General features: G+C 60.4%; 20 protein-coding genes. 13 read left to right on the top strand and 7 right to left on the bottom strand.

Features of this window, described 5'->3' with window-relative positions; translation table 11 throughout:
• Nucleotides 1-8 precede the first annotated feature (8 nt).
• Complete coding sequence (locus OKC41_RS12490; RefSeq protein WP_201894800.1) at nucleotides 9-1,628, bottom strand: ABC transporter substrate-binding protein; 1,620 nt, start codon at nucleotides 1,626-1,628, stop codon at nucleotides 9-11.
• A 280-nt stretch (nucleotides 1,629-1,908) separates the two neighbouring features.
• Entirely contained in the window at nucleotides 1,909-2,544 is a 636-nt protein-coding gene (locus OKC41_RS12495; protein WP_010674328.1) for a YchE family NAAT transporter, read from the bottom strand.
• A gap of 833 nt (nucleotides 2,545-3,377) precedes the next feature.
• Here OKC41_RS12495 and adhE point away from each other — a divergent pair.
• The 10 genes from adhE to OKC41_RS12545 all read left to right on the top strand — a co-directional run bounded on the left by adhE (nucleotide 3,378) and on the right by OKC41_RS12545 (nucleotide 17,242).
• Entirely contained in the window at nucleotides 3,378-6,053 is a 2,676-nt protein-coding gene (gene adhE, locus OKC41_RS12500) for a bifunctional acetaldehyde-CoA/alcohol dehydrogenase (RefSeq protein ID WP_042017218.1), read from the top strand.
• A gap of 110 nt (nucleotides 6,054-6,163) precedes the next feature.
• Nucleotides 6,164-7,399, top strand: a complete 1,236-nt coding sequence (locus tag OKC41_RS12505; RefSeq protein WP_167825086.1) for an HD-GYP domain-containing protein — start codon at nucleotides 6,164-6,166, stop codon at nucleotides 7,397-7,399.
• A gap of 352 nt (nucleotides 7,400-7,751) precedes the next feature.
• Nucleotides 7,752-9,443, top strand: coding sequence for a sensor histidine kinase (locus OKC41_RS12510; protein WP_103259896.1), 1,692 nt, complete (start codon nucleotides 7,752-7,754; stop codon nucleotides 9,441-9,443).
• Entirely contained in the window at nucleotides 9,440-10,144 is a 705-nt protein-coding gene (gene btsR, locus OKC41_RS12515) for a two-component system response regulator BtsR (RefSeq protein ID WP_042017214.1), read from the top strand. Before OKC41_RS12510 ends, btsR begins: the two co-directional genes overlap by 4 nt.
• A 144-nt stretch (nucleotides 10,145-10,288) precedes the next feature.
• Nucleotides 10,289-11,710: a carbon starvation protein A gene (locus tag OKC41_RS12520; RefSeq protein ID WP_201894801.1), complete on the top strand. Its 1,422-nt coding sequence runs from the start codon at nucleotides 10,289-10,291 to the stop codon at nucleotides 11,708-11,710.
• A 289-nt stretch (nucleotides 11,711-11,999) separates the two neighbouring features.
• Nucleotides 12,000-12,338, top strand: coding sequence for a DUF3302 domain-containing protein (locus OKC41_RS12525; protein WP_201894802.1), 339 nt, complete (start codon nucleotides 12,000-12,002; stop codon nucleotides 12,336-12,338).
• Between the two features lie 3 nt (nucleotides 12,339-12,341).
• Entirely contained in the window at nucleotides 12,342-13,379 is a 1,038-nt protein-coding gene (locus OKC41_RS12530) for an HlyD family secretion protein (RefSeq protein WP_201894803.1), read from the top strand.
• Nucleotides 13,380-13,491: 112 nt separating this feature from the next.
• A complete protein-coding gene (locus OKC41_RS12535; RefSeq protein WP_201894804.1) occupies nucleotides 13,492-15,252 on the top strand; it encodes a DEAD/DEAH box helicase in 1,761 nt (586 codons plus the stop codon).
• 87 nt (nucleotides 15,253-15,339) lie between these two features.
• Entirely contained in the window at nucleotides 15,340-16,773 is a 1,434-nt protein-coding gene (dacB, locus tag OKC41_RS12540; RefSeq protein ID WP_201894805.1) for a D-alanyl-D-alanine carboxypeptidase/D-alanyl-D-alanine-endopeptidase, read from the top strand.
• A gap of 211 nt (nucleotides 16,774-16,984) precedes the next feature.
• Nucleotides 16,985-17,242 (top strand): GrxA family glutaredoxin, encoded by a 258-nt coding sequence (locus OKC41_RS12545; RefSeq protein ID WP_010674029.1) that lies wholly within the window; start codon nucleotides 16,985-16,987, stop codon nucleotides 17,240-17,242.
• A 59-nt stretch (nucleotides 17,243-17,301) separates the two neighbouring features.
• Here OKC41_RS12545 and OKC41_RS12550 read toward each other — a convergent pair whose 3' ends face one another.
• Entirely contained in the window at nucleotides 17,302-17,511 is a 210-nt protein-coding gene (locus OKC41_RS12550) for a DUF1653 domain-containing protein (protein ID WP_201894806.1), read from the bottom strand.
• A gap of 356 nt (nucleotides 17,512-17,867) precedes the next feature.
• Here OKC41_RS12550 and OKC41_RS12555 point away from each other — a divergent pair, with 356 nt between their 5' ends.
• A complete protein-coding gene (locus OKC41_RS12555; protein ID WP_005302243.1) occupies nucleotides 17,868-19,082 on the top strand; it encodes a pyridoxal phosphate-dependent aminotransferase in 1,215 nt (404 codons plus the stop codon).
• A gap of 65 nt (nucleotides 19,083-19,147) precedes the next feature.
• On the opposite strand, the gene OKC41_RS12560 is transcribed toward OKC41_RS12555, so the two are convergent.
• Nucleotides 19,148-20,623 carry a YfcC family protein gene (locus OKC41_RS12560; protein WP_103259890.1) on the bottom strand — a complete coding sequence of 492 codons (1,476 nt, stop codon included), beginning with the start codon at nucleotides 20,621-20,623 and terminating at the stop codon, nucleotides 19,148-19,150.
• 162 nt (nucleotides 20,624-20,785) lie between these two features.
• Complete coding sequence (fabV, locus tag OKC41_RS12565) at nucleotides 20,786-21,979, bottom strand: enoyl-ACP reductase FabV (RefSeq protein ID WP_201894807.1); 1,194 nt, start codon at nucleotides 21,977-21,979, stop codon at nucleotides 20,786-20,788.
• A gap of 270 nt (nucleotides 21,980-22,249) precedes the next feature.
• Between fabV and OKC41_RS12570 the strand changes: the two genes are divergently transcribed.
• Both OKC41_RS12570 and OKC41_RS21110 read left to right on the top strand, forming a co-directional pair.
• On the top strand, nucleotides 22,250-22,675 hold the full coding sequence (locus OKC41_RS12570) for a DUF4124 domain-containing protein (RefSeq protein WP_201894808.1): 426 nt from the start codon (nucleotides 22,250-22,252) through the stop codon (nucleotides 22,673-22,675).
• A 468-nt stretch (nucleotides 22,676-23,143) separates the two neighbouring features.
• Nucleotides 23,144-24,442, top strand: coding sequence for a methyl-accepting chemotaxis protein (locus OKC41_RS21110; protein ID WP_042863647.1), 1,299 nt, complete (start codon nucleotides 23,144-23,146; stop codon nucleotides 24,440-24,442).
• A gap of 72 nt (nucleotides 24,443-24,514) precedes the next feature.
• On the opposite strand, the gene OKC41_RS12585 is transcribed toward OKC41_RS21110, so the two are convergent.
• Nucleotides 24,515-24,712 carry a hypothetical protein gene (locus tag OKC41_RS12585; protein ID WP_039038678.1) on the bottom strand — a complete coding sequence of 66 codons (198 nt, stop codon included), beginning with the start codon at nucleotides 24,710-24,712 and terminating at the stop codon, nucleotides 24,515-24,517.
• A 61-nt stretch (nucleotides 24,713-24,773) separates the two neighbouring features.
• Nucleotides 24,774-25,670 carry a DMT family transporter gene (locus OKC41_RS12590; protein ID WP_042017198.1) on the bottom strand — a complete coding sequence of 299 codons (897 nt, stop codon included), beginning with the start codon at nucleotides 25,668-25,670 and terminating at the stop codon, nucleotides 24,774-24,776.
• Nucleotides 25,671-25,739 lie beyond the last annotated feature (69 nt).

A 25,739-nucleotide genomic window follows, 5' to 3' on the forward strand; every position in this document is an offset into this window, starting at 1 on the left:
TTCTTTACTCAGTGAGCAACGATGTACATGTCTTTGCTGTAGATGTTGTCCAGCGGGTTGGCCGGGTAGCCGCCCACGTAGGGCTTGACCATGCGGGAGGTCACGTACTGATAGATGGGGGCGATCGGCATGTCCTTGGCCAGGATCTCTTCGGCCTGGACATAGAGCTTGTTGCGCGCCTCGGCATCCACCTGGTTGCGGGACTCGCTCATCAGCTTGTCGAACGTCGGGTTGGAGTATTTGCCGTCGTTGTTGCCGTGAGTTGTCTGCATCAGATCCAGCATGGAGGAGGCTTCGTTGTAGTCGGCAATCCAGCCGGCGCGGCCCACGTCGAAGTTACCCTGCTTCTTGGTCTCCAGGTAGGTCTTCCACTCCTGGTTCACCAGGCTCACCTGCACGCCGAGCTTCTTCCACATGGAGGCGACGGCCACGGCCACCTTTTTGTGGTTGTCGTCGGTGTTGTAGAGCAGCTCGAACTTGAGCGGCTTGCCCGGGCCGTAACCGGCTTCGGTCAGCAGCTCTTTCGCCTTGGCATCGCGCTCTGCCTGGGTCAGCTTGGACCAGGCCGGCGCCACCGGCTTGAAGCCATCTACAAAGTCAGGCACGAGCGTATAGCCCGGGGTTTCGCCCTTGCCCATCACCTTGTCGGCGATCACGTTGCGATCGATGGCATAGGAGAGGGCGGTACGCACCCGCACGTCGTCAAACGGCTTGTGCTTGAAGTTGTACTGGTAGTAGTAGGTGCCCACATAGCCGCTGACCTTTACTTCGTCCGGCAGCTCTTTCTTCATCTGCTTGAAGCGTTCGATGGGCATGTTGTAGGTCAGATCCACTTCGCCAGCCAGATAGCGGTTCAGCTCGGCGTTGGTGGACTGGATGGGCAGGTAGGTCACCTTGTTGATGACGGTCTTGCCGTTGTTCCAGTAGTTGGGGTTGCGCTCGACGTCGACGCGCTCGTTGACCACCCAGTCCTTCAGCACGTAGGCGCCGTTGGATACCATGTTGCCGGGCTGGGTCCACTTGTCACCGAACTTCTCGATCACCTTCTTCGGGACCGGATAGGTGGTGGTGTGGGAGAGCATGCTGACGAAGTAAGGCACCGCCTTCTCCAGCTGCACCTCGAAGGTATGATCGTCCACCGCCTTCACGCCCAGGGTGTCGGCCGGCTTCTTGCCCGCGATGATGTCGGAGGCATTGATGATGGTCGGGATCTCCATGTACCAGGAGTAGGGAGAGGCCGTCTTGGGATCCACCGCGCGCTGGAAGGCAAAGACGAAGTCATGCGCGGTGACGGGATCCCCGTTGGACCACTTGGCATCCTTGCGCAGGTGGAACACGTAATGTTTGTTGTCCTTGGTTTCCCAGGACTCGGCGACGCCGGGCAGGGTCTCACCCTTGGGGCCGGAGGTGACCAGCCCCTCGAACAGGTCGCGCAATACGTTGGATTCGGGGGTACCTTCCACTTTCTGGGGATCCAGGGTGGCGGGTTCGGAACCATTGCCTTTCACCAGGGTTTGCTCGGGAGCAAGCTTGGTACCGGCGGGGACATCGGCGGCGTGAGCCAGGGTGGCGCCACCGAAAAGTGCAGTCAATAAAAGGGTATTAATAATTGTTTTTCTATGAGTCATTTCCATACTCCAACAAGAACATTCCATGCATTTGTTATCCACGAGATAAACACCTCGCTGCCCGCATAATTCCCTGACAATTCTGATAATGCAATAGATATCATCAGGAACAGGCCGCTTTCATGGTCAAAAAAACAACTTAAAACCATTTATTCAGCATTTAAATATCCCGCAGCGGTCATTTTTCGTACAAGGCCGCTCGATTCTAGGAAATGACCAACAAAAAAGAAACAATAAAAAGCCGGTCACAAGGACCGGCTCCGACAAAAACGGACCTGGCTCACACCAGACCGGGGAAGACTCCCTTGATGCCCGCCACGATGATCTCGATGCCAAGGGACATCATGATGAGACCCATGATACGGGTCACCACGTTGATGCCGGTGTTGCCCATCAGCTTGAACAGCAGGGGAGCGGCGCGGAAGATGAGCCAGGAGCAGCAGGCAAACGCCACCACCACCACGAACATGCCGGCCATCTGGGGCAGGGTCTTCTGGCTGGCATAGACGATGGAAGAGGAGATGGCACCGGGTCCGGCCATCAGCGGCAGTGCCAGGGGCACCACGGCAATGGATTCACGCGCAGCCAGTTCACCCTTCTCCTGCTTGTTGTGCTTCACCTCCCCCAGCTTGCCCTGCAGCATCGACCAGGCGATCAGGGTAATCAGCGAGCCACCGGCAATGCGAAACGACGCCAGGGAGATGCCGAAACTGTCGAGGATGAGCTGTCCCATGCACATGGAGACCATCAGGATGATCATCACGGCAATGTGGGCGGTGGTGTTGGTCTTGCGTCGCTCCTCCGGCGACATGTGGCCCGTCAGGCTCACAAAGACCGGCAACAGACCCAGCGGGTTGATGATCGCAAACAGGCCGACGAAAAATTTCAGGTATAAAGAGAAGTCTATTGCTGCCATAGGCGCCATCCAGAACCAATACGAGCCACAAGGGGCCAGCCCCCAAACTGCGCGTAAATTTACACCATGGCTTTTCCCTTCTCCAATCAAATAATCTCACCCTTACCGGGGCTTTTTAGTTAGTTCCGCTAATGTATCGACAAAATTCAACATATCGGGTTGTTAAGGGAGAGAGGCCGCCATTAACATCGCCTGGTGCCATGGCAGCGCGTTATATCACCCCTCAGCCAAGAAACGATATTTTCGGCAAATGGCCCCCTTGCTTCTCACCACGCCTGCTTGCCGCCCCCACCCGCTCCTGTGACCCCGATTTTTGGCCTTTCTCACCCTGGTGCGGCGCCAGTGGAGCCGGCGGTGAAGAGGTGACGCGCTCCCTGCCACCGCCAGATGTGCTGTTTCGCCAGGGCGACTGGATGAAAACAACAACCCCTTTCTCAACATAAATGAAACGTCCGGGGAGTGGACGTTCTGCCACCATCACGGCGATACCGCCTCCCCCCATCCCGGTCAAGGCGAGAATTCATCGGATCCCCTTCCCTGATCAGATATTCCAAGGGCGCGTGACAGCAGCTCGTGATGCCAAGAAAGGATGACACACTCCCGTAACATAGTGGTGCGACAAGGGGTGAAACAAAATTTCTTTTGTTCTTTTGTTACATATGATCCAGATCAATCTTTTCTGACACATCCCGACCCTATAATCGAGCCAGAAAACAGTTTACTAAGGCATGTAAATACCCCGTTATGGTGATTCTCGCCTTGACAAGGTGGCTATAATTGCCGGGCATTGCCAAGGTCTTACTAAACAGTTTTCAAATCATCAGGAGATAAACATGGCAGTAACCAATTTGGCTGAACTGGATGCACTGGTTGCCCGCGTCAAAGAAGCACAGCGTCAATTCGCCAGCTTCTCGCAAGAGCAGGTAGACAAGGTCTTCCGTGCCGCCGCCCTGGCCGCCAGCAACGCCCGTATCCCCCTGGCCCAGATGGCCGTGGCTGAATCCGGTATGGGTATCATCGAAGACAAGGTTATCAAGAACCACTTCGCCTCCGAATACATCTACAACGCCTACAAAGATGAGAAGACCTGCGGCATCCTCAGTGAAGATGACGAGATGGGCACCATCACCATCGCCGAGCCGGTAGGCATCATCTGCGGTATCGTACCGACCACCAACCCGACTTCCACCGCGATCTTCAAGGCCCTCATCTCCCTGAAGACCCGCAACGCCATCATCTTCTCCCCGCACCCCCGCGCCAAGAACTCCACCAATACCGCAGCCAAGCTGGTACTGGATGCAGCCGTGGCCGCCGGTGCGCCGAAAGACATCATCGGCTGGATTGATCAACCCTCCGTCGAACTCTCCAACGCCCTGATGCGTCACGACGACATCAACCTGATCCTGGCCACCGGTGGCCCGGGCATGGTGAAGGCCGCCTACTCCTCCGGCAAACCCGCCATCGGCGTGGGTGCGGGCAACGTGCCCATCGTCATCGACGAAACCGCCGACGTGAAGCGTGCCGTCGCCTCCATCCTGATGTCCAAGACCTTCGACAACGGCGTGGTCTGTGCCTCCGAGCAGGCTGTCATCGTGGTCGACTCCATCTACAACCAGGTCAAGGAGCGTTTCGCGACCCACGCCGGCTACATCCTCTCCAAGGACGAAGCGGACAAGGTGCGTAAAGTGCTGCTGATCAACGGCGCCCTGAACGCCGACATCGTGGGCCAGCCTGCTACCAAGATCGCCGCCATGGCCGGTGTGACCGTGCCTGCCACCACCAAGATCCTCATCGGTGAAGGTCTGGAACTCTGCGCGGAAGACGAGTTCGCTCACGAGAAACTCTCCCCGACGCTGGGTATGTTCCGTGCCAAGAACTTCGAAGAAGCCGTCGAAATGGCCTGCGACATGGTCAACATCGGTGGTATCGGCCACACCTCCGGTCTCTATACCGACCAGGATCGCAATGCCGACCGCATCAAGTACTTCGGCGACAAGATGAAGACCGCCCGTATCCTCATCAACACCCCCTCCACCCAGGGTGGTATTGGTGACCTGTACAACTTCGCGCTGGCCCCGTCCCTGACCCTGGGTTGCGGCTCCTGGAGTGGTAACTCCATCTCCGAGAACGTCGGTCCCAAGCACTTGATCAACAAGAAGACAGTCGCAAAACGGGCAGAAAATATGCTGTGGCACAAACTTCCGAAATCCATCTACTTCCGTCGTGGTTCCCTGCCGATCGCCCTGGGCGACCTGGAAGGCAAGAAGCGCGCCATGGTGGTGACCGACCGCTTCCTGTTCAACAACGGCTATGCCGATGAAGTGGTGCGCCTGCTCAAGAAGCTGAACATGGAAGTGGAGATCTTCTACGAAGTGGAAGCCGACCCCACCCTGTCCGTGGTCCGCAAGGGCGCCGAGATGGCCAACTCCTTCAAGCCGGACGTGATCGTCGCCCTGGGTGGTGGTTCACCCATGGATGCCGCCAAGATCATGTGGGTCATGTACGAGCACCCGGATACCGCATTCGAAGACCTGGCCATGCGCTTCATGGACATCCGCAAGCGTATCTACAAGTTCCCGAAAATGGGCGTGAAGGCCGAACTGGTCTGTATCACCACCACGTCCGGTACCGGTTCTGAAGTGACCCCGTTTGCGGTCGTGACCGACGACGCCACCGGCATGAAGTACCCGCTGGCCGACTACGAGCTGACCCCGAACATGGCCATCGTGGATGCCAACCTGGTGATGGGCATGCCCAAATCCCTGTGTGCCTTCGGTGGTATCGACGCCGTGACCCACGCCATGGAAGCCTATGTCTCCGTGCTGGCCAACGAATACTCCGACGGTCAGGCGCTGCAAGCCCTGAAACTGCTGAAGGACTACCTGCCATCCAGCTACATCAACGGCGCCAACGACCCGGTTGCCCGCGAGAAGGTGCACAACGCCGCCACCATCGCCGGTATCGCGTTTGCCAACGCCTTCTTGGGTGTGTGCCACTCCATGGCCCACAAACTGGGTGCGGAGTTCCACATCCCCCACGGTCTGGCCAACGCCCTGCTGATCAGCAACGTCATCCGCTACAACGCGAACGACAACCCGACCAAGCAGACCGCGTTCTCCCAGTACGACCGTCCGCAGGCTCGCCGTCGCTACGCCGAAGTGGCTGACCACCTGGGCCTGACCGCTGCCGGTGACCGTACCGCCGCCAAGATCGAGAAGCTGCTGACCTGGCTGGACGAGCTGAAGGCCACCCTGGGGATCCCGGCCTCCATCCGCGAAGCCGGCGTGAACGAAGCGGACTTCCTGGCCAAGGTAGACCAGCTGGCCCTGGAAGCCTTCGATGACCAGTGCACCGGCGCCAACCCGCGCTACCCGCTGATCACCGAGCTGAAAGCCATCCTGATGGACACCTACTACGGCCGTCCCTTCATCGAGGAAGCCCCTGCTGCCGCCCCGGTTGCAGCCAAGGTCGACGCCAAGGTGGACAACAAGAAAAAATCCAAGGCCTGATAAACGCCACGGATGACAAAAGCCCGCGCACATGCGCGGGCTTTTTTGTTTGTCTATCTGTTTAATTTTGCTAGCTTGTTGATAGGCAAATTCGACAGAAGAGCTAGTCCATGGCGCTGATACAGGCCTCCATCGAGCAGTTGAGAGTCGGCCACTACATCCATCTTCCCACGGGATGGACGAGCCACCCTTTCATGTTCAACGCCTTCAAAATCAAGGACCAGCAACAGCTCGACATCATCCGCCACCTCGACCTGACCCTGCTGATGGTGGATCCCGACAAGAGCGATCTGCCGGTCGAGCCCCTGCTGCGGGCCGAACCCGTCCCCTCGCTTGAGATGAGCGACACCGGGGATATCACCTCCTCTTCTGAGGACCCCACCTTCGACGAAAAGGCGTTCAGGCGCTCCCTTCGCATCGCGGACAAGGCGTTCGGTCAATCCCTGTCAGATCTTCGCGACGCCCTTGGCGCCCTCAACCTCAAACCGGACGAAGGCCTGGCCAATACCGCGCAGATAGTGCGCAGCACCGCCGCCCGTCTGGCAGAACACCAGGGACCGCTCGGTCTGCACCTCATCCGCAGCCAGAACACGGATACCCTGCTGCAACACAGCCTGAGCGTGGCCTTCATCGCCATGTTGATGGCACGGGAGCTTGGCATGAATCCCGTCGAGATCGAGGAGACCGGTCTGGCGGGCCTGCTCCACGACATCGGCGAGCTCAGGATCCCGAGCCAGATCATCCAGAAGCGGGGGGAGCTCAGCAAGGCGGAGCAGAATTTCCTCAACATGCACCCCCAGTACGGACTGGAGATGCTCAACCAGTTGCAGGCTTTCGAACCCAGGATCCGCGAGGTGGCCTACCTGCATCACGAACGCCTCGATGGCAGCGGTTTTCCCCTCGGGATCAAGGGCGACAAGATCCCTCCCCTCGCCCGCCTCATCGGGCTGGTGGATCACTATGACGAGCTGCTTCACCCGCGCAGCGGCCTCAACCCGCCGGGACCCAGCCAGGTGATCGGCCAGCTCTACAAGCTCTCCCAGAAGAAGTTCGAGCAAACCCAGGTCAGGTTGCTGATAAAAGTGCTGGGGGTCTATCCACCGGGTTCCCTGGTGCGCCTGGATGACGATGCCCTGGCCCTCGTGCTTTCCACCGAGCCCAGCATGCCCCTCAGACCCAAGGTGCTGCCCTACCTCAAGGGGCAGCGACCGGAAGGGGTGGCCATGATCGATCTGCGGGAAGATGCGCGAAGCATCGTCGCCACCCTCAGACAGGAAGAGCTGGACGACGCGCAACGCGCCTTTTTCGGTCTGGGTCGGCGGGTCTGTTACTATTTCGCCTTCTGAGTTATCCCCAGAAGCTGGGGATAACTCATTGGACAAACCTGAATAATTGCTCAGGTCCCCTCGAAATCGTCCACCATTGGAGCTGGATAAAAAACGCCCAGCCGATGGCCGGGCGGAGCATGCCACCTCCGTGTGGCGTATCCGGTGGATACCTTCATGCTCGCATCAGCAATATCAAGCGGGCACCGATTACACAAATATCAATTTAACGTGCTGATTTTATATGGTTTTATTTTTCCATTCTGGCAAACTGCCGCAGCGTTCCGCCCGCAGCCCGCATCAGGACGGGCTCAGGCTCACCCTGCGTCATGACAACGCCCGGCTCCGGCGTGGTGTTTGAGGAAGCTTTTTTATGCAACTAGTCCTCTCTCTGCTCCAGCAGATGAGCGTCAGCCTGGTCATCGCCTACCTTTTTTCCAAGAGTCCCCTGTTGCGTCCCCTGGCCAACTACTCCGTCAGGCTGCCCCACAAGGTGCTCATCTATGTCATCTTCTCCTGCTTTTGCATCCTGGGAACCTATGTAGGCCTCGACATCGATGATGCCATCGCCAACACCCGGGCGGTCGGTGCCGTACTGGGGGGACTGCTGGGCGGCCCCCTGGTGGGATGCCTGGTGGGGCTGACCGGCGGCCTGCACCGCTATACCCTGGGGGGGTTCACCGATCTCGCCTGCGCCATCTCCACCACCTGCGAAGGCTTGCTGGGGGGGCTGGTTCACTGGCGGCTGATGCGGGCAGGCAGGGTCAATGACCTCTTTGCGCCCAGGGTCGCCTTCTTTACCACCTTCGTGGCCGAGATCATGCAGATGGTGATCATCCTGCTGGTCGCCACCCCCTTCGACAAGTCCCTGCTACTGGTGCGCACCATCGCCACCCCCATGATCCTCGCCAACTCCTGCGGGGCGGCACTCTTCATCAGCATGATCCGCGACCAGCAGCGGATGTACGAAAAGTTCTCCCGGGTCTTCTCCGCCAAGGCGCTCACCATCGCCAACCGCACCGTCGGCATCATGAGCCAGGGGTTCACTCCGGAGGCCAGCGGCAAGATAGCCCATATCGTTCAGGAAGAGACCGGGGTCGGCGCCGTCGCCATCACGGACACCGACAAGATCCTCGCCTTCATCGGCACCGGAGAAGATCACCACAAGCCGGGCACCCCCATCACCTCGGCGATCACCCTGCAAGCCATCGCCCAGAACAAGGTGCTGTTCGCCGATGGCAACAGCCAGCCCTATCGTTGCAGCATCTCCCCCCAGTGCCAGCTCGGCTCCGTGCTGGTGATCCCCCTGCAGGGTGACGAGGGGGTGATCGGCACCATCAAACTCTATGAGCCCAAGAAGCGGCTCTTCCTCAAGATCAATCACACCCTGGGAGAAGGGATCGCCAACCTGTTGTCCCAGCAACTGCTGGCAGGCCGCCTGGAGCAGCAGCAGCGCCTGCTGGTGCAATCCGAGCTCAAGCTGGTGCAGGCACAGATAAACCCCCACTTCCTGTTCAACACCCTCAACACCATCAGCGCCATTACCCGCCGCGATCCGGGACGGGCACGGGAGCTGCTGCTGCACCTCTCCCGCTTCTTTCGCAACAACCTCAAGCGCCAGAGCGGCCTGACCACGCTGCGTGAGGAACAGGAGCACTGCCTCTCCTACCTGGAGATAGAGCAGGCCCGCTTTGGCGAGCGGCTCACCGTCATCAACGAGATCCCGCCCCACCTTGCCGAGGTGCAACTGCCGAGCTTCACCCTGCAGCCCCTCATCGAGAATGCCATCAAGCACGGCATCTGCTCCCTGCTGGGAGAGGGGCGACTTCGCCTCTTCGCGAGGGAGACCCCCGAGGTGATCACCCTTTGCGTCGAAGACAATGCCGGGGCCTGGCAACCATCCGGCCAGGGGGATGGTCTGGGGATGAGCCTGGTGGACAAGCGCCTCAAGAGTGCCTTTGGCGAGCGCTATGGCATTGACGTCCAGTGGGAGCCAGAGCAATGGACCCGGGTCTCCCTGACGCTCCCACGACAACCCCGCACCACCGCCAAGGAGATGACATGATCCGCACCCTGATCGTCGATGACGAGCCCTATGCCCGCGAGGAGCTGGCAGAGCTGCTGGCCAGCGATCCCGACATCGAGATCCTGGGCATGGCGGGCAATGCCATCGAGGCGCTCGGCCTCATCCAGCAACTCAAGCCGGATGTGGTGTTTCTCGATATCCAGATGCCCAAACTCAGCGGCATGGAGCTGGTGGCCATGCTCGATCCCCTGCCCCGCATCGTCTTTGTCACCGCGTTCGACGACTACGCCATCCAGGCGTTCGAGGAGAACGCCTTCGATTACCTGCTCAAGCCGGTGGAGCCGGCGCGCCTCGCCAAGACCCTGGCGCGGCTCAGGCAGGACATCACCCCGCAACCGGTCGGGACCCTGGCCCCGACCATCCACCATATCCCCGGATACCTGCACAACCGGGTACGGCTGCTCCCAACCTCCCAGGTGGAGTACGCCTTCTCCGATCTCGGCGGGGTGCACGTGGCAAGCCAGGGCGAGCTTTTCCATACCCAGCTCACCCTCAAGTCCCTCGAGGAGAAGACCCCGCTGCTGCGCTGTCACCGCCAGTATCTGGTGGCCCCGGCCGCCATCTTCGAAATCCGGCTGCTGGAGAATCAGCTGGCGGAGATCGTGACCCCAAGCGGGGCCCGGGTACCGGTCAGCCGCCGCTACCTCAAGGAGCTCAAAGACGAGCTGGGACTGGAATAAAGCGGGGCGCGATGTGCGCCGGATCACAGCGGGCAACCGCTCGGCTCGCCATGTCGCCGCTCACCCTCTTTCACCTGCCGTTAACAGAAGTCCCCCCCTACACTGGCTGCGCACACCAAAAAATAACAAAGCAGGAGCGTAGCAATGATCTGGTTCTTCCTCTGTGTCGGCTTGTTGATAGCCGGCTACTTCGTATACGGCAAATTCATCGAACGGATATTCGGGCCCAAACCCGAGTTGAAGACCCCAGCCATCACCATGGCGGACGGAGTGGACTATGTCCCCATGTCGGACAAGAAGGTCTACCTGGTTCAACTGCTCAACATCGCCGGCGTCGGCCCCATCTTCGGCCCCATCCTGGGTGCCCTCTATGGTCCGGTCGCCATGCTCTGGATCGTCTTTGGCTGCATCTTCGCCGGTGCGGTCCACGACTACTTCTCCGGCATGCTGTCGGTACGCGCCAGAGGCGCCTCGGTGCCGACCGTGGTCGGTGAGCACCTGGGCACCGCCGCCAAGCACTTCATGAACCTCTTTGCCGTGGTGCTCCTGATGCTGGTGGGCGTGGTCTTCGTCCTGAGCCCGGCGGGCCTCTTGGCCAACCTCACCTCCACCGATCTGGTCTACTGGATTGCGGCCATCTTCGCCTACTACATCCTCGCGACCATCGTCCCCATCGACAAGATCATCGGCCGCTTCTACCCCATCTTCGGTGCGCTGCTGGTCTTCATGTCAGTCGGCCTCATCATCGGCCTCATCGTCTCCGGCAAGGGCTTCTACAACACCGGGATGGACTTCTCCAACCTGCACCCGACGGATCTGCCGCTCTGGCCGCTGCTGTTTATCACCATCGCCTGTGGTGCCGTCTCCGGTTTCCACGCCACCCAGTCTCCGCTGATGGCGCGCTGCATGCAGAACGAGAGCTCCGGTCGCTTCATCTTCTACGGAGCCATGATAGGGGAAGGGATCATCGCCCTCATCTGGTGCACCCTGGGTCTCTCCTTCTACGACAGCACCGAAGCGCTCAACGCCACCCTGGCCAGCGGCGGCCCCTCTGCCGTGGTGCACGAAGTCTCCACCAGCCTGCTCGGTACCGTGGGCGGCATCCTGGCCATCCTCGGCGTGGTGATCCTGCCCATCACCTCCGGTGACACCGCGTTTCGCAGCGCCCGCCTCATCGTGGCGGACTTCCTGAACCTGACCCAGAAGCCCATGGCCAAGCGTCTGCTCATCGCCATCCCCATGTTCATCCTGGGCTTCATCATCTCCAAGGCCGAGTTCGGGGTGATCTGGCGCTACTTCGGCTGGGCCAACCAGACCACCGCCGTCATCATGCTGTGGGCTGCGGCCGCCTACCTCATTAAGGAAGGCAAGCTGCACTGGGTATGCACCATTCCCGCCATCTTCATGACCGCAGTGGTCATCACCTACCTGGCCAACGCCCCCATCGGTTTCGGCCTCGAGATGAATGTTTCCACCATCATCGGTCTGGTGAGCACTGCCCTCATCACCCTCGCCTTCCTGGTGAAATTCAGGCCCGCGCTGATCAACAAGCCCAGCGAAAGTTAATCCACGCCAACCATGTCAAAAAAGGAGCCGTCAAGGCTCCTTTTTTTGCTGAACATTTCCCTTCAGCAATGCCATACTCCCAGCGTAAATCCTTGTCATGGATACGACTTTACGGACTTGCCCCCAATAACATCAGCGTCTGTTTTGGCGACTTGGAAACCACTTAAGCTTCAGTACAACAAAACAACTTAAGATTTCGGGCCCGACAGGAGGGAAATCAGGTGGCTGACTGCCTTGCAGAGCCCTGTTCCCAATGACAATGCGGTGCGTCAAGCCAGCGGAGGCATAAATGGCACTCGATTATTTTGCTCTTGGTCTGCTTTTTTTTGTGGGTTTGGTCATTTTTTATGGGGTCATCGTCATTCACGACATTCCCTATGAAATAGCCAAGCATCGTCAGCACCCCCATCAGGACGCCATTCACGTGGCCGGCTGGGTCAGTCTGTTCACCCTGCACGTGCTGTGGCCCTTCCTCTGGATATGGGCCACGATTTATCGCCCCGATCGCGGCTGGGGCTTCAACCAGCGGCTGCAGCAGGATGAAGAGGATATCCAGCAGCTCAAACAGGAGCTGGCCGACCTCAAGGCCCGCCTCAGTACCATCGAACAGACCGAGCAACAGGGATAAATCATGGACCTGCTACTGATCCTGACCTACACGGCCGTCTGCGTGGCCATCTTCAAAATCTTCCGTATCCCGCTCAACAAGTGGACCGTGCCTACCGCAGCGCTGGGTGGCGTGCTGCTCATTGGCACCCTGATCATGCTGATGAACTACAACCACCCCTATTCCGAGATGGCGCGCAACTACTATGTCTCCACCCCGATCGTGCCGCTGGTCAAGGGCCGGGTAATCGAGGTGCCGGTACAGGCCAACCAGCCGGTGAAGAAGGGCGACGTGCTGTTTCGCCTGGATGCCGCCCCCTTCCAGCTCAAAGCAGACAGCCTGGCGGCCCGGGTTGAATCCAACCGCAACCACCTCAAGTCCATCGAGGCCAGACTGCGCTCCGCCAAGCTCGACCGGGATCGCGCCAGCGACCTGATGCGTCGCGGCGTCGGCAAGCAGCGCGACCTCGATGTCACCCAGGCCAACGTGGACGACATCGTGGCCCAGATCGAGCAACAACAGGCGACACTGGAAGATCTGCAGGCCCAGCTCGACGAGGCCAGGTACCAGGTCGAGCAGACCGTGGTCTATGCTCCGAGCGACGGCCACGTGGTGCAGCTGGCCCTGCGCCCCGGCATGATCGCCACCCCGTTCATGTATCGTCCGGTGATGACCTTCATCCACAAAGACGAGACCGCCTATGTTGGCTGGTTCTGGCAAAACAGCATGCAGCGCCTGGCGGTGGGCGATGAGGCCGAAGTGGTGATCGACGGCATCCCCGGCAAGATCTTCCAGGGCAAGGTGACCGCCGTGATCCCGGCCATCGCCGCAGGCAATGTGCAGGCCAACGCCGGTTTGCTGGATCAGACCAGTGCCGTGCGACCGGGTCGCCTGCCGGTGCTCATCTCCATCACCGACCCCGAGTGGGCCAAGTATCAGGTGATCGCCGGGGCTAGCGGCCAGGCCGCCATCTACACCAAGCACTTCCACCATGTCTCGGTGATGCGCAAGGTGCTGCTGCGCATGGCCAGCTGGATGAACTACGTCTTCCCCTTCCACTAAGCGAAGACATTATCGCCAGCGGCCGGCACCATGCCGGCCCGCTGTTTTTTGGTGCCAGGATCCCTATAATGGCGCCATCCTGCACCACCCCATATCGATACCCCAAGCCTGCATGTTCGTTCTCAGACCCTATCAGACCGACGCGGTCAACGCCGTCATCAGCCACTTTCGCAAACACCCGGATCCCGCCGTGGTGGTGCTGCCCACCGGGGCCGGCAAGAGTCTGGTGATCGCCGAACTGGCCCGCAAGGCGCGCGGCCGGGTGCTGGTGCTGGCCCACGTCAAGGAGCTGGTGGAGCAGAACCACGCCAAGTACGAGGCGTGGGGGCTCAAGGCCGACATCTTCGCCGCCGGGCTGGATCGCAAGGAGGTGAGCGCCCAGGTGGTATTTGGCTCGGTGCAGTCGGTGGCACGCAATCTGGCAGCATTCGACGGGGCGTTTTCGCTGCTCATCATCGACGAGTGCCACCGGGTCTCGCTCGATGACGACAGCCAATACCACCAGGTGATCGAGCATCTCAAGGCCGCCAACCCTGCCCTCAAGATCCTCGGGCTCACCGCCACCCCCTATCGGCTGGGGCTGGGCTGGATCTACCGGCGCCACTACCACGGCATGGTCAAGAGCCACGGCGAGCGGCTCTTTGGTGACTGCGTATTCGAACTGCCCCTGCGCTTCATGGTGAAAAACGGCTACCTGACCCCGCCGCGTCTGGTGGACGCCCCCATCGTCCACTACGACTTCAGCAAGCTGGTGCCGCGGGAGAACGGCCTGTTCAGCGAGGCGCAGCTCAACGGCGAGATCAGGCGCCAGGAGCGGGTCACCCCCCATATCCTGAGCCAGGTGCTGGAGTATGCCGCCGACCGGCAGGGGGTGATGATCTTCGCCGCCACCGTCGAGCATGCCCGGGAAATTCATGGCCTGCTCGATGCCAGAGGCCAGCAGGCCGCCCTCGTCACCGGCGAGACGCCGGGACCGGAGCGCGACGCTCTAATCAGTGCCTTCAAGGCGCGCGAGCTCAAGTTTCTGGTCAACGTGGCGGTGCTCACCACCGGCTTCGATGCCCCCCACGTCGACCTTATCGTGATGCTGCGTCCCACCGAGTCGGTGTCGCTCTACCAGCAGATTGTGGGACGGGGCCTGCGCCTCTCACCCGGCAAGAGCGATTGCCTGGTGCTCGACTACGCAGGCAACAACTTCAACCTGTTTGCCCCCGAAGTGGGGGAGCCCAGGCCCCACGCCGGCACCGAGCCGGTTCAGGTGCCCTGCCCCGCCTGCGGCTTTGCCAACACCTTCTGGGGCAAGACCGACGAGGATGGCAAGGTGATCGAGCACTATGGCCGCCGCTGTCAGGGACTGTTTGAAGATGACGAGGGCAACCGCGAGGAGTGCGACTACCGCTTTCGCGCCAAGATCTGCCCCGGTTGCGGCGCTGAAAACGACATCGCCGCCCGTCGCTGCCAACGCTGTGACCAGCTGCTGGTGGACCCTGACGACAAGCTCAAGGAGGCCCTCAATCTCAAGGACTGCATGGTGATCCGCTGCGCCGGTTTGACCCTGAGTGCCGGGCGAGGCAAGCAGGGGGAGCGGCTGGAGGTGACCTACCACGACGAGGATGGCTTGACCCTGACGGAGTACTTCCCCTTTCACTCCCGGGGTGCACAGCGCTTGTTTCAACAACGCTTTGTGCGTCATCATTGGCCCGCCCCGGGCCTGGAGCCCGAATTCACGACCCTGGCGAGCGTGATGCTCGCGGCAGACCAGTTCCGTCACCCGGATTTCGTCATCGCCCGCAAGTCGGGACGCTTCTGGCAGGTGAAGGAAAAAATATTCGATTACGAGGGGCGTTACCGGACTGCCAACGCCCCGGCCTGACCCCATGGCAGGTGATACCCGGCAGTCACCCGGTTAGATTATCGGGGCGGTTTCTGATGCCGCCCTTTCGTTCAGTTAGAGGATCCTATGCAGCGGCTGTTGATTGGTTTTTGTGCTCTCTTTTCTCTGGCGGTCCACGCCGCCCCGCTGACCCCGCCCAAGGGGGGCCAGTACGCCGTCATCGTACAGGGCAACAACGGGGTGGAATTTGCCCGTCACGCCGATGACATGATAGCCCCCGCCTCCACCATGAAGGTGCTCACCGCGCTCGCTGCACGCCTCGAACTCGGTGCCGACTTCCGCTTCGCCACCGACATCCAGGCCCAGCCCGGCGCCAAACAGGGCACCACCATCAACGGCGACATCTGGATCAACTTCGTCGGCGACCCGACCCTGTCGCGCATGGATCTGGTTGCCCTGTTCAAACAGTTGGGCGTCACCCGCATTCAGGGCAACGTCTATGTCAACACCGGTGCCTACAACGGCTATGAGCGTGGCAACGGCTGGTCCTGGGGGGATCAGACCCTCTGTTTCGCCGCTCCCGTCTCCTCGGTCATCATCGACAAGAACTGCGCCTACGGCACCATCACCGCCACCCAGATTGGCAAGCCTGCGGTGGGCAACGTGGCCACCGGCGTGCCCATCGGCATCGGCGCCGACAACGTGGAGGTGATGAGCTATGGCGACATGGCGCGTCAGTTCTGCGCTCTGGAAGTAGACATGGCCAAGGGCAACTTCTACGAGCTCAAGGGCTGCATCACCCCGAACAAGGAGCCACAAGGGCTGCGCTTTGCCATCCATGACGTGGAGGCCTGGGGCTGGGACAACATCCGCTGGGCCATGAACCGCGCCGGGATCAGCCACGACGGCCTGCTGCGGGTCACCCATCAGTCCCCTGTCGATGCCCAGACCCTGGCGACCCACTACTCTGTCTCCCTGCCGGTGATGCTCGCCAAGATGTTGAAAAAGTCCGACAACCTCTACGCCGATACCTTCCTCAAAACCGTGGGGCGTCACTACTACAACAAGCCGGGCAGCTATCGCAGCGGCACCATGGCGGTGCGCGCCATCCTGACCAAGCACGGCATTGACCTTGGCAACGCCACCCTGGCCGACGGCTCCGGCCTCTCCGCCCACAATCTCATCAGCGCACGCCAGATGTTGTCGGTGCTTAACTTCATCCAGAAGAACGATGCCGAGCTCGACTTCATCAAGCTGCTGCCAAGCTCCCAGGTGGACGGCACCCTGGCCTGGCGACGCAGCGTCACCGCCCCCATGATGAAGAACAAGGTGCACGCCAAGACCGGTACCATCACAGGTACGTCGAACCTCGCCGGTTTCATCGACACCGCCGGTGGCCAGCGCAAGGCCTTCGTGATGTTCCAGCGCGGTCTCTCCCAGGATCCGGCGACCCACGAGCGCTACCGCGCCAGCAAGGCGCCCTGGCCCTGGACCGTCTTCGAAAAAGGCGTGCTGGAGAGCATCTACCAGCAACAACCCATCCAGATCGTCGAGCAGTGATAGACGGGCTGCCTTGCCGGCAAGGCGGCCCGATTCCCCGGCCTTGGGGCGAAACAGGGACGCTGGCGCCGTCATCAGCAGTGGGTGCAATCGGAGATGGCGAACGTAAGCATCGCTATTTTCAGCTTTGACTGACAGGGCGCCACGGCTATGCTGTGCCCAGCCTCATCTCAATGGCCTTCTTCAACGGCTTGTTTAATGGAGAGAAAAGATGTTTGTAGAGATTTTTGGTCGTCCCGGTTGCCCCTATTGCGTGCGTGCCAAGCAGATTGCCGAGCAACTGACCGAGGAGCGCGATGACTTCGAGTTCCGCTACGTGGATATCAACGTGGCCGGGCTGACCAAGGACGATCTCGCCGCCAAGGCGGGCAAGCCGGTCACCACTGTGCCGCAGATCTTTCTGGATGAGCAGCACATCGGCGGCTGCACCGATTTTGAGGCCTATGCCAGAGCCAATCTGGGTCTGTAAGCCCCGACACCATGAAAAAAGGCGCCTCTGGCGCCTTTTTTCATGTCGTCAAACCTGCCTCAGGCCACCGGCGTGAAGCGGCTCACCACCAGCCCCTGATGTTCAATCCACTCCATGAACATGGCGACGGGGCGGGCATAGACCTGACCATCCTGTTCGGATTGATAGATCACCAGCTGCTCCTGGGTTTCGGTGTGCAAAGCCAGGGCCAGAACCTGGTAATAGCCCCCCTTGAAATGGCGGTAGCGACCGGTGGCGGGTGCCTGCATGAGTGAACCTCGAGAGCGGGAAGATGAGCCCCCGTGCCTGCGTGCTCCCCTGGCAGACCGACGGGTCGGGGCCTTTTTTACCCCAGCCAATCGTGCCAGATGGGGGAGATATTTCAATACACTCATGTTGCTTTATGAATCTGCCCCTCATCTTTCACTAATCTACCAAAGAGAGGCAAACGATCATGCTGAATTTAACATTTCAACAACCCTGTTTCAGGGGTAAATATCAGGGATTTATTCCATAAATTAGATTGTTCTAGCATTCAATTCTGTGAAGAATAGGGGCAGAGAAATTTGATACTAAAAACAGCTTTTCTGCCAACGCGCCCCACGGGGAAGGAATCACGCTCACCATGTTCACTATCGACAAGTCGCACAAGCTCGACGATGTCTGCTATGACATCCGCGGCCCGGTGCACAAAGAAGCTCGCCGTCTCGAAGACGAAGGTCACCGCATCATCAAGCTCAACATCGGCAATCCGGCCCCGTTTGGCTTCGAAGCACCGGAGGAGATCATCAAGGATGTGATCCTCAACATGCCCCAGAGCCAGGGCTACTGCGACTCCAAGGGGCTCTTCTCCGCCCGCAAGGCGGTGATGCAGTACTACCAGCAAAAAGGGATGCGCAAGGTTGACATCGACGACATCTACATCGGCAATGGCGCCAGCGAGCTCATCGTGATGGCGATGCAGGCGCTGCTCAACAACGGCGACGAGATGCTGGTCCCCTCCCCCGACTACCCGCTCTGGACCGCGGCCGTCACCCTCTCCGGCGGCCATGCGGTGCACTACCGCTGTGACGAAGGGGCTGACTGGTATCCGGATCTCGACGACATCCGCGCCCGCATCACCCCGCGCACCCGCGGCCTGGTGCTGATCAACCCCAACAACCCGACCGGCGCCGTCTACGGCAGCGAATTTTTGCTTGAAGTGATCGAGATCGCCCGTCAGCACAACCTCATCATCTTCGCCGACGAAATTTACGACAAGATCCTCTACGACGACATCTCCCACACCAGCGTCTGCACCCTGTGCGACGATGTGATGGTGGTGACCTTCAACGGCCTCTCCAAGGCCTACCGCGCCTGCGGCTTCCGCCAGGGCTGGATGGTCATCACCGGTCCCAAGGGGCGTGCCAAGGGTTATATCGAGGGGCTGGAGATGCTGGCCTCCATGCGGCTGTGTGCCAACGTGCCCATGCAGCACGCCATCCAGACCGCCCTTGGGGGCTACCAGAGCATCAACGAGCTGATCCTGCCGGGGGGCCGCCTGCGTCGCCAGCGGGACAAAGCCTGGGAGCTTTTGAACGAGATCCCCGGGGTCTCCTGCGTCAAGCCCAAGGGGGCGCTCTACATGTTCCCGCGCCTCGACCCCAAGGTGTACGACATCCGCGATGACCAGAAGATGGTGTTCGACCTGCTGCAGCAGGAGAAGCTCCTGCTGGTGCAAGGCACCGGCTTCAACTGGCCGGCACCGGATCACTTCCGGCTGGTGTTCCTGCCCCGGGAAGAGGAGCTGGAAGAGGCCATCGGTCGCCTCGCCCGCTTCCTCAAGGGCTACAAGCAGTAAGCAAGGCTCATGAAAAAGGCTCCCGCGGGAGCCTTTTTGTTGTCTGTCGCTTTCTATCCGCGCCATCAGCCGTGCAGCAGGGCCCCGGCCACCAGCACCGCCATGGTGATGAGGGCCACCCCGATGATGAAGGGCAGCACCCAGCGCACGAAGCGATCGTAGGGGATCCTGGCGAGCGCCAGCCCCGCCACCAGATGGGCTGCTGTGGGGGCGAACAGGTTGATCCAGCCGGAGGCGGACTGATAGGCGGTGATCACCAGATCCCGCGAGATGCCGGAGAAGTCCGCCAGCGGCCCCATCAACGGCATGGAGACGGTCGCGAGCCCCGAGGTGGAGGGAATGAAGAAGCTCAGGATGATGTGCACCAGATAGGCCATCAGAATGAAGACCGACGACGACAGCCCGCTCACCAGTCCCTCGGCCCAGTGCAGTATGGTGTCGATGATGACGCCGTGCTCCATCACCACATAGATGCCGCGCGCCACCGCTACCACCAGGGCAACCCCGATGAGATCCCGCGCCCCGTTCAGGAAGGTCGCCACGTAGTTGGACTCCGGCATCCGGTTGATGAGGGCAATCAGGATGGAGGCGCTGAAGAAGAGGGTGGAGAGCTCGTCGAACCACCAGCCCAGGGTGGGCAGCAGATCGATGCCCAGATCGGACCAGGGCACCACCGCATAGATCATCAGCAGGAAGGTGCCGAAGAAGACCAGCATGGTGAGCTTCTGCTTGCCGCTGAAGGCGAGGTTGCCGCTCTTCATCTGGGAGAACTCGTCGTCATAAACGATATCGGCCAGCACGGAGCGGGACTTGTCCTGCTGCACCTGCCTGGCGTAGCGCATCACGAACCAGGAGGCGAAGATCACCAGCAGCAGCCACTGGATGACCCGCAGCCCTATCCCCTCACCGATGGGGATACCCGCAAAGCCGGAGGCGATGCCGGTGGCAAACGGATTGACGGTGGAGGCGAGCACCCCGACCCCGGAGCCGAGCAGGATGATCCCCGCTGCCACCATGCGATCGAAGCCCGCCGCCATCATCACCGGCACGATGAGTGCCCAGAAGGCCACCGTCTCCTCCGCCATGCCGAAGGTGGAGCCGCCGAGGGCGAACAAGGCGATCAGCACCGGGATGAGCAGCCGCTCGCGCCCGGCAAAGGTACGCACTATGGCCCCGACCCCGGCATCCAGCGCCCCGCTCTGCATGGTCACCGCCAGAAAGCCGCCGATGATGAGCACGAACAGTGCCACGTCCGCCGCCTTGTGAAAGCCCTGGATGGGCGCCTTGAGCACATCGAATACCCCCTGGGGTTGGGAGGGGAGCTCGGTGTAACTGCCGGGTACCGGCAGCAATCGCTCGTCACCGCTGTAGTCGGCCACGGCCGCCGCAGCCACCGGCTGCTGGGTCTTGGCCGTCACATAGTTGTATTTGCCCGCCGGCAGCACCCAGGTGAGGGCCGCCATCAGGGCGATGATGATGAAAAGCAGGGTATAAACCGTGGGGAGCTGGCGCTTCTTGGGCGCCTCATGGGTTGTGGTCATGACTTTCGTACCTCGGCGGTGCCGTCTGTGATCCGGACAGCGCAAGCCTAGCGGGTTTGTTCGGGGAAAAAGGTGATCGCGGATAATAAACCTGAGGCAACAGGTTGAGCCTGCTGCAAAAAAACAGGGCCCCGCAGGGCCCTGTCTGTGCTGACGACCGACTTACAGCTCGACCACGTCGAATTGCACGTCCGGATTCACGTCCGCATCGTAGTCCACCTCGTCCAGACCGAAACCGAACAGGCGCAGGAACTCCTGCTTGTAGCCGGTGTAGTCGGTCAGTTCACTGAGGTTCTCGCTGGTGATGGAGGGCCAGAGATCACGGCAGGTCTGCTGCACGTCTTCACGCAGTTCCCAGTCATCCATGCGGATGCGGGCCTGCTCGTCCAGCGCCATGTCGGCGCCGTACAGGCGGGTGCGCATCATGCGGTCCACCTGCTCCATGCAACCCTCGTGGATGCCCTTCTCCTTCATGATCTTGAAGGCCATGGAGATGTAGAGCGGCATCACGGGAATGGCAGAGGAGGCCTGGGTCACCACGGATTTGAGCACGGCCACGTGGGCGGTCCCCCCCTTGGCGGCCAGATCGCCACGGATGGCGGTGGCGGCACGGTCCAGATCTTCCTTGGCGCGCCCCAAGGTACCATGCCAGTAGATGGGCCAGGTCAGGTCGGTACCGATGTAGGAGTAGGCCACGGACTTGGCGCCGTCAGCCAGCACACCCGCATCGCGCAGAGCAGCCATCCACAGTTCCCAGTCCTGGCCGCCCATGACGGTGATGGTGCTCTGGATCTCTTCTTCATTCGCCGGCTCGACGGTGGCGGTGATGATCTGATCCTTGTTGGTGTCGATGGCGGTGGAGGTGTAGACCTCGCCGATGGGTTTGAGGGCGGAGCGCACCACTTCGCCGGTGTCCGGCAGCTTGCGCACCGGAGAGGCCAGGGAGTAGACCACCAGATCAATCTGACCCAGATCCTGCTTGATGAGCTCGATCACCTTGGCACGGCACTCGTGGGAGAAGGCATCGCCATTGATGCTCTTGGCGTAGAGGCCGGCCTCTTTGGCGGCCTTGTCGAAGGCGGCGGAGTTGTACCAGCCGGCGGAGCCCGTCTTGGTCTCGGAGCTCGGCTTTTCGAAGAAGACACCGATGGTGGCAGCTCCGCTGCCGAAGGCTGCGGCAATGCGAGAGGCCAGACCATAGCCGGTGGAAGCGCCGATCACCAGCACCTTCTTGGGGCCATTCTCGATGGCGCCCTTGGCTTGGGTGTAAGCGATCTGGCGACGAACATTGGCTTCACAACCGACCGGGTGGGTGGTGGTGCAGATAAAGCCGCGAACCTTGGGTTTGATGATCATGTGTTGTCTCTTATCCGTTTGATGGATGAAATCGGGGCATAAGATACCTCATTGCGGCCCGTTATGGTGCTCTGATGTGTTGAACTGCGGGGAAACAGGCAGGGATCCGTCGCTTTATGCCGCCATAGCACACCCATTGCGCAGGAGATCTCCCCGCCATGGACCAGAGAGAGGCAACGTGAGGACCGGAATGTCACACCCGGAACGAGGCCGTTGTCTGACCTTGCGCCATGTACTAGTGTGCAAGGAAGAGGATTCAAGGAGGAGTCTATGTCACGCATGCTGGTCATCTCTCTCGCCTGCCTGGGACTTGCCAACGTCCCCGTTGTCCAGGCGGCTGTCTATCAATGCGCCCGCGACGGGCAGATCACCTTCAGCGACATCCCCTGCAGCAGCGACGCCAAACCCATGGCACTCAATGTCTATACCCCCTCCCCCGAGGCGGTGGAGCAGGCGGCCAACCAGACCCGGGAGATAGAGCAGAGCCTGGCGAACGGCCAGAAACAACGCCAGGCCGAGGCGCTGCGCACCGAGATCGAGGCCAAAAAGCAGAAGATGAACAACGAGATGACCCAGATCACGGAGAACAAGGCAAGATCCCGCAATGTCTCGGCAGAGATGCAGTCGGTCACTACCCGATATCAGAAAGAGATTGAGTCCCTGAACCAGAAACTCTCTACCTTGCAGGCAAAATAAACACTCCCTGTTTCGGGACAAAAAATATACCGAAGCGGCAATGTCGTCACGGGTTCACACATGCCGCATATCCAAAAGCTCACACCCTTGGCCGTTTATTTCTCACACCAGAGAGTCAGATAGCGGCTATTTCCAGATCCCCGCCTCCACCTATTTCACTGTGTCCATATAAGACTCATTGAATCCCCATGTAGGCCACATGGCGCGCCACTGGGTTCATATGAAGGCGATATATAGAATAGTCAGTGCCAAAAGAGGCGCCTTCATGCCAATATTCCCTGGGGCCAGGGCGGCCCAGGAGATAAATAACCCTTGTACGAGACCCCACAATTAAAAAGCCATTTATCAACATTGAAAAATAAAAAGTTAATTTGAGTTCGATGACGACTCATCAGGACGCAATGCTATTGTTAATTTACTCAGATTTGGTCGTTATCCCATTCAAGGGTCTCATGGAGGAGCACTGTCATGTTCTGGAATCAAAAGGCAAGCAAGGAAGCCAGTGAGCAAGCGGCAAGGGTGGTGGAGCTGGGGGCATTTGAACAGGCTATCCAGTTGCAGGTCCCCTTCGTCCAGTTCACCCCGGCGGGAGTGGTCACCTTCGCCAACGAGCTGTTTCTCAAGATCGTGGGATTTGAGCGTGACGAGGTGATCGGCAAGCATCACAGCACCCTCTGCTTCCCCGACGACGTCAATACCCGGGATTACGAGACCTTGTGGCAGGATCTGCGCCACGGCGTCTCCCGCAGCGGCCGCTTCATTCGCCAGTCGAAATCCGGCAAGGCCGTGTGGCTGGAGGCGACCTATTTCCCCATCGTGATCGACGGCAAGGTGGTGCGGATCGCCAAGGTCGCCTCCGACGTGACCCAGCAGCAATCCACTCTGGAGCGCACCCAGGCCCTGCTGGCAGCGCTGGACAAGTCCCTGGCGGTCATTGATTTCCAACCCGATGGCACCGTCATCACCGCCAACCAGAATTTCCTCAACTGCTTTGGCTACCGGCTGGAAGAGGTGGTCGGCAAGCATCATCGCCTCTTCTGTGACACCGAGTTCTACCAGAACAACCCCCATTTCTGGCAGGATCTTGGCTCGGGTGACATCAAGTCAGGGCTTTTCATGCGTCTGGGTCACCGGGGGGAGAAGATCTGGCTGGAGGCCACCTACAACCCCATCTTCAACCACGAGGGCAAGGTGGTCAAAATCATCAAGCTGGCGAGCGACATCACCGAGCGGGTGGAGAAATCCATCTCCACCCGGGAAGCGGCCCAGAAGGCGTGTGCCATCGCCAGCGAAACTGTCGCGAGCGCTGCCAGGGGGCGGGAGGTCATCGACAGGGTGCTCGACACCTCCTCTCACATCAACACCTCGGTCAATGCGGTCAGCAAGCAGATAGAGCAGCTCAACCAGCAATCCAGGAGCATCGAATCCATCATCTCCACCATCAGCGGCATCGCGGATCAGACCAACCTGCTGGCCCTCAACGCGGCCATCGAGGCGGCCCGCGCCGGGGAACAGGGACGGGGATTCGCGGTCGTGGCCGACGAGGTGAGGCAACTGGCGGCGCGCACTTCCAGCTCCACCAGCGAGATCGTCACCGTCATCAAGCACAACTCGGAGATCACCTCCCAGATCACCCAGACCGTCTCCGTCGTCTCCGACAAGGCGGTGGCAGGTCAGGAGCAGGCCACCATCATCGCCGATGTCATCAAGGAGATCATCGAGGACGCCAACTCGGTGTCGGACACCGTCAAGAGCCTCTCCATCTGAGCGACAGCTGCCAATGACAACGGGGGGCCCAGGCCCCCCGTTGTCATTGCTGTCCGCCCACCCGACACCCGCTCAGCCATCCCCCAGGAGATAGTGTCTGGCTTCCTCGTCCGCCAGCGCGAGGGCGATGTCCCATAGCGCGGCGATGCAGAGCCCCTCCTCCCCCACAGCCTCCTCTTCCAGCGCCTCCAGGGCTCTGGCATCGGCCAGGGTAAAGGGGGGATGGCTCAACAGGCTTTTGGCAGCGGCCAGCAAGTGCATGTCGCTCATCGGTCGGCTCCTTCTTAGACAGCGTGTTTCCCTGCCCAGACTGTAGCCCAATGGCGGCGACTCATCCCCCGGTGGCGACTGCCTGCGCACGCTTCCTGCCGGACGGCAGTTGGCCAACCCCGATGCCGACCAGCACGGCGGCGCAGGCCACCCATTGCAGGGCCGTGAGCGTCTCTCCCAGCAGCAGATAGGCGAGCAGCAGAGTAAAGACCGGGATGAGGTTCACATAGGCCGCCGCCAGGGTCACCTTCACCTGGGTCACCGACCAGTTGTAGAGCAGGTAGGCACCCAGGGTCACGAAGGCACCGAGGAAGAGGATGACCCCCATGTCCTGCCAGGCCCAGCTCGCGGGCCAGGGCGCACTGAAGGCAAAGGGCGCGAAGAAGAGCGTGCCGACGAAGGCCTGCAACGCCGTCAGTGTCATCACGCCGTAGCGGCTGGAGAGCTTCTTGAATACCACAGAATAGGTGGCGGCGCAGAGCATGGCGCCCATCTCCAGGCTGTTGCCGAGCAGGGCGTTGGGGGCGAACTCGTCGGCGCCCTCCCCCAACCCCAGCAGGGCGATGCCAACGATGGCGATGGCAAAGCCCAGCAGCTGGCGGCGACTCACCCGCTCTCCAAGCAGCACGAAGGCCACCAGGGCCACCATCAGGGGAAGCAGGGCACAGACCATACCGGCCTGGCCGGCACTGGTGTAACGCAGGGCGTTGACTTCCAGAAGGAAGTAGAGACAGGGCTCAAGTGCCCCCATCAGGGCCAACCAGCGCCAATCCCCCTTCTGGTAAGTGACGCGGCCAAGCTGGCGGTAGCAGAGCAGCCAGCAACAGGACGCCACCCCCATCCGCATGAAGAGCACCTGACCGAAGGACCAGATTTCCAGCACATGTTTGAGGGCGATGAAGGAGCTGGACCAGAGCAGCATGGCCAGGGTCAGCGTCAGGACGGGTAAAAGGCGCACAATGCCTCCATGAATTGGGCATTCGAATAATAACCATACGGCCTTGCGGTTGTCTAAAGGCACCTAACA

The sequence above is a fragment of the Aeromonas sp. QDB17 genome, from assembly GCF_027705305.1.
In the GTDB taxonomy this organism is placed as follows: domain Bacteria; phylum Pseudomonadota; class Gammaproteobacteria; order Enterobacterales; family Aeromonadaceae; genus Aeromonas; species Aeromonas caviae.

Coding starts and splice junctions, on each gene's coding strand:
- OKC41_RS12520 (WP_201894801.1), top strand. CDS start 10,289: ATGATCTGGTTCTTCCTCTGTGTCGGCTTGTTGATAGCCGGCTACTTC.
- OKC41_RS12490 (WP_201894800.1), bottom strand. CDS start 1,628: ATGACTCATAGAAAAACAATTATTAATACCCTTTTATTGACTGCACTT.
- OKC41_RS12505 (WP_167825086.1), top strand. CDS start 6,164: ATGGCGCTGATACAGGCCTCCATCGAGCAGTTGAGAGTCGGCCACTAC.
- adhE (WP_042017218.1), top strand. CDS start 3,378: ATGGCAGTAACCAATTTGGCTGAACTGGATGCACTGGTTGCCCGCGTC.
- OKC41_RS12545 (WP_010674029.1), top strand. CDS start 16,985: ATGTTTGTAGAGATTTTTGGTCGTCCCGGTTGCCCCTATTGCGTGCGT.
- btsR (WP_042017214.1), top strand. CDS start 9,440: ATGATCCGCACCCTGATCGTCGATGACGAGCCCTATGCCCGCGAGGAG.
- OKC41_RS12560 (WP_103259890.1), bottom strand. CDS start 20,623: ATGACCACAACCCATGAGGCGCCCAAGAAGCGCCAGCTCCCCACGGTT.
- fabV (WP_201894807.1), bottom strand. CDS start 21,979: ATGATCATCAAACCCAAGGTTCGCGGCTTTATCTGCACCACCACCCAC.
- OKC41_RS12585 (WP_039038678.1), bottom strand. CDS start 24,712: ATGAGCGACATGCACTTGCTGGCCGCTGCCAAAAGCCTGTTGAGCCAT.
- OKC41_RS12495 (WP_010674328.1), bottom strand. CDS start 2,544: ATGGCAGCAATAGACTTCTCTTTATACCTGAAATTTTTCGTCGGCCTG.
- OKC41_RS21110 (WP_042863647.1), top strand. CDS start 23,144: ATGTTCTGGAATCAAAAGGCAAGCAAGGAAGCCAGTGAGCAAGCGGCA.
- OKC41_RS12570 (WP_201894808.1), top strand. CDS start 22,250: ATGTCACGCATGCTGGTCATCTCTCTCGCCTGCCTGGGACTTGCCAAC.
- OKC41_RS12510 (WP_103259896.1), top strand. CDS start 7,752: ATGCAACTAGTCCTCTCTCTGCTCCAGCAGATGAGCGTCAGCCTGGTC.
- OKC41_RS12530 (WP_201894803.1), top strand. CDS start 12,342: ATGGACCTGCTACTGATCCTGACCTACACGGCCGTCTGCGTGGCCATC.
- dacB (WP_201894805.1), top strand. CDS start 15,340: ATGCAGCGGCTGTTGATTGGTTTTTGTGCTCTCTTTTCTCTGGCGGTC.
- OKC41_RS12555 (WP_005302243.1), top strand. CDS start 17,868: ATGTTCACTATCGACAAGTCGCACAAGCTCGACGATGTCTGCTATGAC.
- OKC41_RS12525 (WP_201894802.1), top strand. CDS start 12,000: ATGGCACTCGATTATTTTGCTCTTGGTCTGCTTTTTTTTGTGGGTTTG.
- OKC41_RS12535 (WP_201894804.1), top strand. CDS start 13,492: ATGTTCGTTCTCAGACCCTATCAGACCGACGCGGTCAACGCCGTCATC.
- OKC41_RS12550 (WP_201894806.1), bottom strand. CDS start 17,511: ATGCAGGCACCCGCCACCGGTCGCTACCGCCATTTCAAGGGGGGCTAT.